Origin of the sequence: Leisingera sp., from assembly GCF_034669605.1 — a bacterium.
In the GTDB taxonomy this organism is placed as follows: Bacteria; Pseudomonadota; Alphaproteobacteria; order Rhodobacterales; family Rhodobacteraceae; genus Leisingera.
This window is the reverse complement of record NZ_JAXMOX010000134.1, coordinates 1-12,898: the sequence shown is the minus strand read 5'-3', so window position 1 is coordinate 12,898 and position 12,898 is coordinate 1. Positions and strand designations below refer to the sequence as shown.

General features: G+C 63.2%; 10 protein-coding genes and 1 riboswitch. All 10 genes read right to left on the bottom strand.

The window, feature by feature from the left end:
• The coding region (locus VOI29_RS16060) for an iron ABC transporter permease (RefSeq protein WP_323780753.1) at positions 1–924 on the bottom strand (924 nt) is incomplete at its 3' end.
• Complete coding sequence (locus VOI29_RS16055) at positions 921–1,931, bottom strand: ABC transporter substrate-binding protein (RefSeq protein WP_323780750.1); 1,011 nt, start codon at positions 1,929–1,931, stop codon at positions 921–923. The genes VOI29_RS16060 and VOI29_RS16055, both read right to left, overlap by 4 nt.
• A gap of 141 nt (positions 1,932–2,072) precedes the next feature.
• Positions 2,073–2,266: riboswitch (cobalamin riboswitch) on the bottom strand.
• Between the two features lie 126 nt (positions 2,267–2,392).
• On the bottom strand, positions 2,393–3,448 hold the full coding sequence (locus VOI29_RS16050) for a permease (RefSeq protein ID WP_416361546.1): 1,056 nt from the start codon (positions 3,446–3,448) through the stop codon (positions 2,393–2,395).
• Positions 3,449–3,496: 48 nt separating this feature from the next.
• The gene (locus VOI29_RS16045; RefSeq protein ID WP_323780747.1) at positions 3,497–3,814 is read right to left on the bottom strand and encodes a metalloregulator ArsR/SmtB family transcription factor; all 318 of its coding nucleotides are present in this window, start codon (positions 3,812–3,814) and stop codon (positions 3,497–3,499) included.
• Positions 3,815–4,061: 247 nt separating this feature from the next.
• Positions 4,062–4,868, bottom strand: a complete 807-nt coding sequence (gene dmdD, locus VOI29_RS16040; RefSeq protein WP_323780756.1) for a methylthioacryloyl-CoA hydratase — start codon at positions 4,866–4,868, stop codon at positions 4,062–4,064.
• A 56-nt stretch (positions 4,869–4,924) separates the two neighbouring features.
• Positions 4,925–6,697, bottom strand: a complete 1,773-nt coding sequence (locus VOI29_RS16035) for an acyl-CoA dehydrogenase (protein ID WP_323780744.1) — start codon at positions 6,695–6,697, stop codon at positions 4,925–4,927.
• 308 nt (positions 6,698–7,005) lie between these two features.
• Entirely contained in the window at positions 7,006–8,973 is a 1,968-nt protein-coding gene (locus VOI29_RS16030) for an FAD-dependent oxidoreductase (RefSeq protein ID WP_323780741.1), read from the bottom strand.
• A gap of 26 nt (positions 8,974–8,999) precedes the next feature.
• Positions 9,000–9,617, bottom strand: coding sequence for a cupin domain-containing protein (locus tag VOI29_RS16025; RefSeq protein WP_323780738.1), 618 nt, complete (start codon positions 9,615–9,617; stop codon positions 9,000–9,002).
• Between the two features lie 326 nt (positions 9,618–9,943).
• A complete protein-coding gene (locus tag VOI29_RS16020) occupies positions 9,944–11,434 on the bottom strand; it encodes an NCS1 family nucleobase:cation symporter-1 (protein ID WP_323780735.1) in 1,491 nt (496 codons plus the stop codon).
• A gap of 96 nt (positions 11,435–11,530) precedes the next feature.
• Positions 11,531–12,898, bottom strand: a 1,368-nt coding sequence (gene hydA, locus VOI29_RS16015) for a dihydropyrimidinase (protein ID WP_323780732.1), incomplete at its 5' end; no start/stop codon positions are given.

Here is a 12,898-nt window from a genome sequence, read left to right as displayed (position 1 = left end):
GATCAGGAACACCGCCCCGGTCAGAGCTGCGGGAGGCATCAGCCTGCGGTGGCCGGGCCCGACCAGGAACCGCGCCGCATGGGGAATGACCAGGCCGACAAAACCGATGGACCCGACAATCGACACCATCACGGCAGTGGTCAGCGCGGTGGCACAGATCAAAATGACCTGCACCCGCCGCACCGGGATGCCCAGCGACGCCGCGGAGTCGGTGCCAAAGGTGAAGGCATCCAGCGCCCGCGCGTGAAACCGGCAGATGACCCAGCCGGCCAATGCCAGCGGCACCGCCAGCCACACATCCGGCCAGCGCACCCCGCTCATATTTCCCATCAGCCAGAACATGATGCCGCGGGCCTGATCCGCATTGGCGGATTTGGCGATGATAAAGGCGGTCAGCGCGTTGAACAGCTGCGATCCGGCGATGCCTGCCAGCACGATCTGCGCCGCCGCCGCCCGGCTGCCGCCTGCCCCGGCGGCCCGGGCCAGAATGGCCACGAAGCCAAACGCCAGCAGCGCCCCGTTGAAGGCGCCAAAGGACAGCGACAGCGCGCCGCCGCCCAGCCCTGCGATGGTGACAGCCACCGCCCCGGTCGAGGCGCCGGCCGAAATGCCAAGTATGTAAGGATCCGCCAGCGCATTGCGCAGCAGCGCCTGCAGCACCACGCCCGCCACCGCCAGCGCCGCGCCGCAGGCCCCCGCCACCAGTGCCCGCGGCAGCCGGTAGCTCCAGATGATGCCCTGGTCCACCGGGTCCACAGGCAGGCCCGCACCGGCCAGCTTGTTGGCCAGAACAGACAGCACCAGGTCCGGCGCAAGCGGGGTTTCCCCGATCATTGCGCCAGCCAGGACCGCCGCAATCAGTACAGGCAAGGCCAGGCAGGCCCCCTTGAGGCCCTGCCATGTGATTGCGGCGGCTGCGCTCACTGGTTGCTGCCGATCACGCTGAGTTCGGCAGCCAGATCTTCCAGCGCCGGAATGGCGCGGATGGTGGCATCCATCCCCTGGGCGTCCATCACCACAATGCGGTTGTTCCTGACCGCATCCATCTGGCTCGCCACCGGGTCCTGGCGCAGGAACTCCAGCTTTTTCTCGTAGTCGTCCGCGGCAAAGCGGCGGCGGTCCATGCGCGCGATGACGATCACCGTGGGGTTGGCCTTGGCGATGGTTTCCCAGCCGACGGTCGGCCATTCCTCGTCGGTTTCGATGACGTTGCGCAGGCCAAGCTGCTGCATCATGTAACCCGGCGCGCCTTTCTGACCGGCGACAAAGGGATCGCTTTCCATTTCCGGCGAGGAGAACCAGAACAATGCGGAGGCGTCTTCCAGCGCAACCTCCTGCGCCTTGGCAACCGCCGCGGCCTCGCGGGCCTTGTAATCGGCAACCAGCGCGGCGCCCTTATCTGCTTCGCCGAAGATTGCCGCCAGCTCCTCGATGCCCCGATACAGGCTGCCGGTGGTGAACATCCGGGTGCGGGTGCCGTCGCCGCCGGTGGTGTTGTCCTTGCCGGCGCAATCGGCGGGCATCACATAGGTCGGAATGCCCAGATCATGGAACTGCTCACGCTGAGCCACGACGCCTTCGGGGCCGACATGCCATTCATACTGCGCCGCCACCAGGCCGGGACGTTTGGCCACCACGCTTTCAAAGCTGGGATCATTGTCGGCCAGCCGCTCGATCTTGTCGTTCAGCTCAGCGTATTCCGGCAGGACGTCGTTGAACCAGACCGAGGTGCCCAGCACCTTGCCGCCCAGCCCCAGCGCATAAAGCACTTCGGTCGCCGCCTGGCCAACCGTCACCGCAGACGCCGCCGGCGCCTCGAAAGTGACCGACTGGCCGCAGTTTTCAATTGTGAGCGGAAAGGATTCACCGGCAGCAGCACTATGTGCCGCAAGGATGAAGGACAGGCCGATCAGACCGGAACGCAGAAACATGATTTTCGATCTCCTAGTGTCAAGGACCGGAGAACGGGTGAAAGGGCATTGACCGGTAAGGCTGAGGGCCTGGCCCCCGCTTGCGGCACCGGAAAGCGGCGGCGCATCCTACCGGCAACCTCCCCGGACAACCCCGCCCGGTGTGTTTCGGTTATCACCGGCAGGTCTCCTGACTGGCGGGTCAATGACTGTGCCGTCTTCCCGGACCATTCCGGCCCAGTGACGCCATGGCACAGCTCTCGCCGCCTACAGTTGCGGGGGCAGTTCCGTTTGGTGCCGGCAGGCACCGCGGATTCCCTCTTAGCCCTTTCGGGACCGGTCAGGCGCGGGTAGCGCATCACCTCCGTTGCGGCAAGGAAAAGTTTCGCTGCGGCCGGGATTCCCCGACCCGCGCGCCGCCGCTCTGCCTCCGGTTTCAGCCCGGCCGCCCGGACCCGAGCGGGCCCGGGCCCCGGATCGGATCAGACCGCGTGCCAAAGCTGGAACAGCAGCCCCGCGGAAAAGGCGCCGGTGAGCGATAAGCCGAGGTACAGCGCAAAGACCTGCGGACGGGCCAGCGCCCAGACGGCCATAGCCGCGGGGATCGAGGTCACACCGCCGGCCACCAGAAAGGCGAGGCCTGCCCCCGGTGCCATGCCCTGCTCGATCAGCCCGCCGACAAGCGGCAGCGCCGCATAGCCGTTCAGATAGGCAGGGACACCAACCAGCGTTGCTGTGATGATCGGCAGCACCCCCTCACCGCCCAGGGCGGAGGTCACGGTCTCGGCCGGGATCCAGGCCAGCATCAGGCTTTCCAGAATGAAGGCCAGCAGCAGCCACTTGGCCAGGAACAGCGTCGTGGTCCAGGCGGTTCCGGCAAATTTCGCCCGGCGCTCTGCCTCGCTCCAGAAGCGCCAGACCACCGGCTTGGGCGCGCGCATTTTCGCCCCGCCGCAGCCGCCGTTTCCGACACCGTCGCGCAACGCGTCCTGCAAGGCGCCGCCCTGGTTCAGCAAATGGACAACCAAGCCGCCAAAAAGGCCAAGGCCAACCGCGGCGGCAGTCTTGGCCACCGCGAATTCAATGCCCAGAACGCCGGCAGTCAGAAAGAACATCGAGGGATCCATGATCGGCGACGCCAGCCAGAAGGCCATGACGGCGGACAACGGCACCCCCATAGCCAGCAGTGCTGCGATGAGCGGGATCACTCCGCAAGAGCAGAACGGCGACAGCCCGCCCGCCAGGGCGCCAAGCGCAATCATCAAAAGCGGTTTACCGGTGAAAGCCTTTGCAACCAGATTGTCCGCGCCAGTGGCGCCGGCCCAGGCCGCGACGGCAATGGAGAACAGAAGATAGGGGGCCGTATGCGCCAGCGCAGCTCCGGCAAAGACAGCACTTTCTGCAGATTGTGCCGGATCGAAAATGACCAGCAGCAGCAGGATTGCGGCAGAGGCCAGCCAGACCCGCTGCTCTTGCAAGAGCCGCCAGACGGATGCGCCTGGTCTTGGGGGAAGGTTGGTTACGTTTGTCATTTCCATATCACCAGATTTATAGTTGTTTCAAGTCGAAGTAGACGGCTTTCCGCCTCATGCGCTCTCCTCTCTGACAGTCAGGGTCACACCTGTGCAGCATTCAGATGTCAGGAAATTCACCACGCCCTGGATGACGGGGTAATCGACCCGGTTGAACACTTCACGGCCGCGCTTTTCCTGCACGACCAGCCCGGCATCCACCAGTGCCGACAGATGATGCGCCAGGGTGGAGGGCGCCAAGCCCAGATGTCCGGCGATCTCGCCGACCCGCAACCCGTCCTCCCCTGCTTTCACCAGCAGGCGGAAGATGGCCAAACGGGCATCGTGGCCAAGGGCCGCAAGGGCGCGGGCGTTGTGGCTTGATATCGTCATGACTTTAAAATAACCACAAATCCGGTTATGTCAAGATGTGGCCCGGAATCAGACAGCAAGCCAAGCTGCCCGGCCGCAGGGCGCCTTGCCCCTAAAGTTTCGGCGCTGTCCGGGAATTCCAGCCGAATGCCGCAAATGGGTGGCAATTACCCGCAGCAAACGCAGGTTCTGCCTCCCCCCTGCCCGCCACTGTCCAGCAGCATCAGGCCAGGCCCCAAGCCACGGCCTGACGGCTGGTTTGCGCGGCTTAGCTGTTGGGCCGCACACGGGCAGCGGTTTTGTTGGCAAAGGCCTCCAGCCGTTCGCGCGCCGCTGGCTGGGTGTTGACAACACCGGCCACGACAGCCTCGGCATAGGCGGCATCCATACCCGACATGTTGTTCAAATGGCTGATCGCCGAACAGATGGCATAATTGGTCAGCGGCAGGTTCTGCGCGACCTTGTCGGCAAGCTCGACCGCCTTTTCGAAACTGGACCCTTCGGTGATATATTGCGCCAGCCCCAGATCGACGGCTTCCTGCCCCTGATACACCCGGCCTGTCAGGATCATGTCAATCATCCGGTATTTGCCGATCATGTCGGAAACCCGGATGGTGGCGCCGCCGCCGGTGAAGATGCCGCGCTGGCCTTCGGGAAGCGCGAAATAAGTGGTCTGATCCATCACCCGGACATGGGCTGCGCTGGCCAGTTCCAGCCCGCCGCCGACAACGGCCCCCTGAAGCGCGGCGATGATCGGGACCCCGCCGTACTCCATCTTGTTGAAGGCTTCGTGCCAGCGCAGGCAGACATGCATGAAGTCATCCGGGCTGCGGTCTTCCTTCCAATGCTCCACCAGATCAAGGCCGGCGCAGAAATGGTCGCCTGCGCCTGCCAGCACCACGGCCTTGACGCCATTGCCGCGCGCAGCGCTGAAAAAGCGGATCAGCTCTTCGATCGTGGCGGTATCCAGCGCATTGCGCTTGGACGGCCGGTTGAGCGTAACAATGCAGACGCCATTGTCCCTTTGTTCAAGGGCGAGCTTTTCGTAGGAGTGCGAACTGGCTTCTTGCAGCATTGTTCCGACCTTTTCCTTATTGTCCGGCACCGATCCGTGCCATGAATTTCCGTTGTTCAGTTTTCAAACCCTGCATCGAACAGGCTTTCGCTGCCGTCGATGACCCGGGCGCTTTCCGTTCCGCATTCCACAAGAACATGCTGCGCGTAAAACACTGCGGTGGCGATTTTCTGCGTCATGAAGGCTGTATCTTCACCCTGTTCCAGCTTGGCTTCGGCAGCCAGGACAGACCTGCCCAGCTGCCAGCCCGCGGCAAGATTGCCTGCCAGCATCAGAAAGGGAACACTGCCGGCATATGCCGCATTCGGATGGTCGGGCGCGGTCTTCAGAAGCCAGGCAAGGCTGGCCTCAAAGGCGCGGCGCGCCTGCCGCAGCCGGTCCGCAACCAGCTGTGCCTTTGCGCTGCCCTTGCGCAGCTCCGCCTCAGCCGCTGAGACCATTCCGGCAAAGCGGCGGGCGGTCTTGCCGCCGTCCCGCAGCACTTTGCGGCCCAGCAGATCATTGGCCTGGATCGCCGTCGTGCCTTCGTAGATCGGCAGGATCCTGGCATCCCGGTAAAACTGCGCCACCCCGGTTTCCTCAATGAAACCCATGCCGCCGTGAACCTGCAGGCCCATTGAGGCGACCTCCACGGACCGTTCCGTGCAGCACCCCTTGACCAGCGGAACGAGGAATTCGGCCATCTCCGCCGCCTCGCGGGCCGTTCCGGCCTCGGCGTGCTGGGCCAGATCAAGCCATCCTGCGGTGGCCATCGCCAAAGCCCGCCCGCCTTCGACCAAAGCCCGCATCCGCAGCAGCAACCGCCGCACATCCGGGTGCTGAAGGATCGGCACGGCCTCTTTGGAGCTGCCATCAACCGGGCGGCTCTGCACCCGCTCCTGGGCGTAGCGCAAGGCGTGCTGATACGCGCGTTCGGATACGGCAACCCCCTGCACGCCGACTGAAAACCGCGCAGCCCGCATCATCACGAACATATATTCAAGGCCCCGGTTCTCCTCCCCCACCAGAAAGCCGGTGGCGCCTTGGAATTCCAGAACCGCGGTCGGGCTCGCCCTGACGCCCAGCTTGTGCTCAATGCTGACACATTGAACGGTGTTGCGGCGGCCAAGCGATCCGTCTTCCTGGACCAGGAATTTGGGCACGATGAACAGGCTCAGCCCCTTTGGGCCAGCCGGGGCGCCAGGGGTTCTTGCCAGGACCAGATGGACGATGTTTTCGGTCAGGCTGTGCGCGCCATAGGTGATGAAGATCTTTGTTCCGCTGATCGAATAGGCACCATCCGCACCGGGTTCCGCCTTACATCGCACCCGCCCCAGATCGCTGCCGGCCTGAGGTTCCGTCAGGTTCATAGTGCCGGACCATCGGCCGGAAATCATCGGCTCGAGGTATCGCTGTTTCTGCGCGCCGGACCCGGTAAGCAGCAGCGCCTCAACCGCCCCGTCGGTCAACAGCGGGCACAGGCCGAAGCTCATATCCGCTGCGTTCAAAATCTCCGTTGCGGCGGCTCCGGCAGCCCGCGGCAGCCCCATCCCGCCGAACTCCTCCGGGTGCGGCAGGCTTTGCCAGCCCATCCCGGCGTATTGCGCATAAGCCTGCAGATATGGCTCGGGCATCACCACCTTTTCACCGTCGAACCGGGCGCCGGTTGCGTCGCCCGGGGCAGAAAGCGGGGCAATAACCTCCGAACAGAAGCGCCCGAACCCTTCCAGCGCGGCCTGGACATCGCCGGTTTCAACCCCGGAATACGCCGCCAGCGATGAGACCCCGGGCCAGTCAGACAGATGCTCGATGTTGAACATGATATCGCGAACCGGCGCCTGATAGGTCATTTCGTTGCTCCGAATTTAAGTTCCTTCACGCCAGCTACACGTTGTCTGGCAACCGATCCATGTGCATACGGGACAAATTCCTATCCGAAAGTGACAAACGGCGGATCGTGCCCGGGAAATGGCATGACGTTGATCATCGGACCCGGCTGGACCGCAGTCAACAGGCGGTGAGTGCCGCAGATGGCCGCGGCAATTTCCAGTGCCATGCAGCGCCGCGGGAACGGCCGGGCGGTCCTCCCAGTTGGCGAAGGCACGTGCATTGCGCAGGCCCCGGCAGCGCAGCACGGCCTGCCCACTTGCAGATTTTGTTAAACGGCACGGCCTGCGTGAAGACCTTCCAGCACCGCCTCTTCGGCTGTCCGCGGTGCAATGCAATCGCCCGCGAGGTGGAGCTCGATGCCCAGGTCCCGCACAATGCCCTCGATTGCATTGTCAGGGGTGTGACCCTGACACAGGACCAGCGTTTCGACCCCTTCGCAAATCACCGGCTCATCGTTCATGATATGCTGTAGATAGACGCTGTCTTCGTCGGCTCCAAAAAGGCGCATATAGGGCAGTGTTTCGACTCCGAGGCTGTGCAAACGTCCGATGCCGGCATCGCGGACATACATCTGAATGGTCTGGCCGGGCATATAGCCGTTGACGGCAAGCCGGACCGAATGGCCATTCTGCGCCAGACGTTCGGCCACCCCGATACCGATCCAATCGGCGCGCCAATCCGCAACCACGACGGACTTGCCGATCTTGGCTTCACCCCGCAATACCTGCCAGGCGTCGACAACATGCATGTCGTCGCGCCCTTCGAAGTCAGGCCAGCGGGGTGTCGCACCTGCAGCAAGGATGATCGCGTCCGGCCGGTGATCCCGGATTATGTCCGCATCCACGGCCACTCCCTTGCGCACATCAACTCCGGCGAGGTCCAGTTCGCGCGTCAGATTGGTGATGATCCCGCCGAATTCCGCGCGATGCGGAAGCAGCTGAGCAAGCCGCGCCTGCCCTCCCAGCTGGGTGTCGCGTTCAAACAGCGTGACAGCATGGCCCCGCTCCGCGGCTGCCGCTGCAGCCTTCATGCCGGCGGGGCCGCCTCCAATAACCATCACACGGCGCCTGCCTGAAATAACGGGCGCTTCCCCCAAACGCAGCTCGCGGCCGCTCACCGGGTTCTGGATGCAGGAAATCGGATAGCCCGCGTGAAAATGGCCGATACAGGCCTGGTTGCAGCCGATGCAGGCGCGGATATCGTCGGTGCGCCCCGCCTCGGCTTTGCTGGCGATCAGCGGATCGCAGATCATCGCCCGTGTCATGCCGCACATATCCGCCTGACCAGACCTGATGATCCTCTCCGCCTCCTGGGGCTGGTTGATCCGCCCCGTGACAATGGTCGTGATGCCGGTGCGTTCCCGTATGCCCTGCCCCAGCGGTGCCGTATAACCGGCCTCCTGATACATGGGCGGTGCGATATGAACAGACCCTGCAAGCGTCGCCGAAGATCCCGCGACAACGCTGAAATAATCGGGCGCATTGTCTGCCGAGATGAGTGCGCATGCGTCGAGCATCCCCGGCTGATCGGCCCCGTCGTGGCTCATCTCGTCGCCCGAAAGCCGCAGCCCGACGGCAAAACCGGGGCCGGTTTTGCGCCGGATATCCTCGATAATTTCACGGATGAACCGTGTCCGGCCGGCCAGCGTGCCGCCACCGTAATGATCGTCGCGTTTGTTGACATGAGGGTTCAGAAACTGGGCCGGCAGGTATCCGTGCGAGCCGACGATCTCCACACCATCGAGGCCTGCAGCCTGCATCCTGCGCGCCGCATCGCCATAGGATGCAATCACCTCCGCGATCATTTCGAGGGGCATCGGGCGGGGCATGACGTGGAACCGCTCGTTCGGAACGGCCGATGCGCTGTAGGAGACCGGCGCAGTACCGTCTTCCGAGGCCAGCATTTCCCGGCCCGGGTGAAACAGCTGCGCGATCAAACCGGTATCGTGCCGGTGAATGGCCTCGGCCAGCCGGGTATAGCCGGGGATGCACTCATCGGTATCCACGCGGATCGGATCGGCAACGAAAACCGCGCTTGGATGAACAAGCGCAACCTCGGTCACGATAAGCCCGGCGCCGCCCTTGGCGCGTGCTTCGTGATAGGCAATCAGGGCGTCGCCTATCTTGCCATGTTCACTGAGATGGGTTTCGTGCCCTGTCGAAACGATACGATTGCGGAAGGTCAGATTGCCAATCGTAATCGGCGAGAAGAGTGCGGGGAAACGGGACTGGCTCATGCTGGTTCCTTGCAAATGCACTGTGCTTAAAATCCGGATGGGGCAATCGCCCAAATGACGACGGTTTTCTCATTGGATGGATTGCGGTAACGGTGCGGCGTGGCGCTGTCGAAGCCAAAGCTGTCGCCGGCATTGAGCCGGTACCGGGTGTCCCCCACCCAGAGATCAAGCGTGCCGCTGATCACAACCCCGGCCTCTTCGCCCTGATGGGCATAGACGGTCCCGACACCGCTGCCGGGTGCGAAGACACAGGAGAGCAGCTCTAATCCGCCACCCAGGGCCGGGGTAAGAAGTTCATCCTTGATACCGTCGCTGTACGCGATGGACCTGCGATCGCCTGACCGCACGATTGCCGACTTCCGGTCCCCGCTGGAGGAGGCATTGAAGAACCAGCTGACCGATACGCCCAGTGCCCGGCTTATCTTGAAAAGCGCGGTGACAGAGGGCCGGTTTTGGCCGCGCTCGATCTGGCTGATGAAGCCGGTCGACAGGCCGGTGAGTTCCGCGAGCTTTCCAAGCGTCAGCCCCTTCGACTTACGCAGATCGCGGATATCCTCGCCCAGCCCCGGATCGAGGCGCGAACTCTCCACCTGATCTATGTCGATGGCGTCGCAGACGACGCCGCCTTCGTGATGGTTGGGCATACAAAGCTCTCAGCTGTTCAATTTTACCCCAATAATTATACTTTCATAAAATCTGTCAAGAAGTTTCAAACTGCAGGCACGTCCTCTTCCAGCCGTCAACGTTCCTGAGTGAGCCTGCAGTTCAAGGCGCTGTACATAGTGTTGGCCGAGCAGTTTCATACCATTCGTTTTGCTCTCGGCACGGCGCTGGCGGTGTCACCGCGCTGCCGCCGCCGGATTGCACGGCCCTGGTTACAGTGACGCGGGCAATCCAAATGGCTTTGGGCAAGACTGTTCCCCCTGATTACGGATGAAAACCGGGGCAGAAGAGCCGCCCCGGTCTGCACTCACTTGTTCAGCACTTTTGTCAGCAGCAGATAGGCCGCTCCAGCCACAAACAGGCCCACAAACCATGCGTAGGTATAGACTGTGGCGAAGAAGTCCGAGGTGCCCGCGGTGACGCCGACACCGGCGAGGAAGCCCGGCAGGTTTGGCAGGATTCCGAGCACCAGCGCCAGAATGCCGGCCCAGTTGGTGCCGTTCTTGCCGGAATAGATGCCGTTCAGCTTGAACAATTCGGCCACTTCCAGCTTGGTCTTGCGCAGCAGGTAGTAGTCCGCCAGCATCACGCCCGCGATCGGACCCAGAAGCGCAGAAAAGGCGATCAGCAGGCCGACGATGTGGTTCACCAGGATCCAGGGGAACATGGCGACGCCAATGCCCGCGGTGATGTAGCCGCCGCGCTTGAGGTTGATCTTGCTGGGCGCGAGATTGGCAAAGCCGTGCGCCGGGGCCACCACATTGGCCGCCAGGTTGGTGGTCAGTGTCGCCACGATCAGCGCAAACAGCGCGATCACCACCGACAGGCCGCCCATCTTCTCGGACAGCTGGATCGGGTCCCAGATCGCCTCGCCAAAGATCACCACGGTGGCCGAGGTCACGGCTGAGGCGATGAAGGCAAACAGCGCCATCGGGATCGGCAGGCCGACCATCTGGCCCAGAAGCTGATCCTTCTGGCTGCGGGCGTGGCGGGTGAAGTCGGGGATGTTCAACGCCAGCGTCGCCCAGTAACCGATCATGCCGGTCAGACTGGGCCAGAACACCATCCAGAACTGGCCTTCCTTGGGCTGGCCGGGATCAAAGGCGCTGGGGGTCGAGAGCATTTCGCCAAAGCCGCCGGCGTTGACATAGGCCCAGCCCAAGAGCGCCAGACCAATCGCCAGCAGGAAGGGTGCCGCATAGGTTTCCAGCCAGCGGATCGATTCCGTGCCGTTTTTGATGAAGTAAAGATGCAGGCCCCAGAAGGCGAGGAAGCAGATGAACTCACCCGCGCTGATGCCGAGAATGGCCAGCGGCTCACCCGCCAGCGCACCGCCGGTCAGCGTGTTCAGGATCACGAAGATCGCCGCGCCGCCGACCCAGGTCTGAATGCCGAACCAGCCGCAGGCGACGATGCCGCGGGCCACCGCCGGGATTTTGGCGCCGGTGGGGCCAAAGGACGAGCGCAAGAGCACCGGGAAGGGGATGCCGTATTTGGTGCCGGCATGGCCCACCAGCACCATCGGGATCAGCACGATGGCATTGGCGGCCAGAATGGTCATCACCGCCTGATCCCAGCTCATGCCGGAGCCGATCAGGTAAGAGGCCAGCAGATAGGTCGGGATACAGACCACCATGCCCACCCACAGCGCCGAGATCGCCAGCCAATCCCAGGTGCGTTGCTCTGCCGTGGTCGGCAGCTGGTCTTCGTTGTATAATTCGGGATCAATCCCGCTCAGGTCTATCTGCTGTGGCGCCGCGGCGCCCTGTGCGGTATACCCGCTTGTTATATCAGCCATTATCAGTTTCCTCCCTGTTTATTTGGCGAACTGCGATGCCTGTCCTCCCAAACACCGCAGATGAAAAAACACCCCGGCCGAAGCCGGGGAGTTCCGTCAGACGCAAGCGGGCATGTTCTCCGCCGAGCGCTGCACCTGACGAGGTGCGGTAAGCTCCTTCCATTTCGACAGCGCCTTGTTCACCTCTGGGAAAGGCGCGCGTTCGACAAAACGCCCATGCCCGGGGGTGGCGCAGACGGTGCCATCCTCCACCGCCACTTCGCCGCGGCTGAGGGTGTAGCGCGGCAGGCCGGTCACTTCGCGGCCCGTAAAGACGTTGTAGTCGACCACCGACTGCTGGGTTCCGGCCGAGATCACCTTGGATTTCATCGGATCCCAGACCACCAGATCGGCGTCGGAGCCCTCAACAATCGCGCCCTTCTGCGGGTAGATGTTGAGGATCTTGGCGATGTTGGTGGAGGTGACGGCGACAAATTCGTTTGGCGTCAACCGGCCGGTGTTAACGCCCTCGCTCCACAGCACAGGCATCCGGTCTTCCAGACCGCCGGTGCCGTTGGGGATCTTGGTAAAATCATCGATGCCAAAGCGTTTCTGCTCCACCGAGAAAGCGCAGTGGTCGGTGGCGACCACCTGCAAGGATCCCGCCTGAAGGCCGGCCCAGAGGCTGTCCTGGTGGGATTTGTCGCGGAACGGCGGCGACATCACCCGCTGCGCGGCGTGGTCCCAGTTGGGGTTGCGGTATTCGCTGTCGTCCAGCACCAGATGCTGGATCAGCGGCTCGCCAAAGACGCGCATGCCCTTCTGGCGCGCCCGGCGGATCGCCTCATGCGCCTGTTCGCAGGAGGTATGCACCACATACAGCGGCACCCCCGCCATATCGGCGATCATGATGGCGCGGTTGGTGGCCTCGCCTTCGACCTCGGGCGGGCGCGACAGGCCGTGGCCTTCGGGACCGCGGATGCCGTCGGCCAGCAGTTTCTGCTGCATGGTGGCAACCACGTCGCCGTTTTCCGCATGCACCATCGGCAGCGCGCCAAGGGCGGCACAGCGGCGGAACGAGTCGAACAGCTCGTCATCCTCCACCATCAGGGCGCCCTTGTAGGCCATGAAATGCTTGAAAGAGTTGATGCCGAGATCCACCACCTGCTGCATCTCGTTGAAGACCTGCTCGCTCCACCAGGTCACCGCCATGTGGAAAGAATAGTCGGCGCAGGCGCGTTTGGACTTGGCGTGCCAAGCCTCCAGCACCTCCAGCATCGACTGGCCGGGGCTGGGCAGGCAGAAGTCCACCACCATGGTGGTGCCGCCCGCGAGACCGGCACGGGTGCCGGATTCAAAATCATCCGCCGAATGGGTGCCCATGAAGGGCATTTCCAGATGCACATGCGGGTCGATGCCGCCGGGCATCACGTAACAGCCCTCGGCGTCCAGCAGTCTGTCGCCGCTGAGGCCTGTGCCGATAGA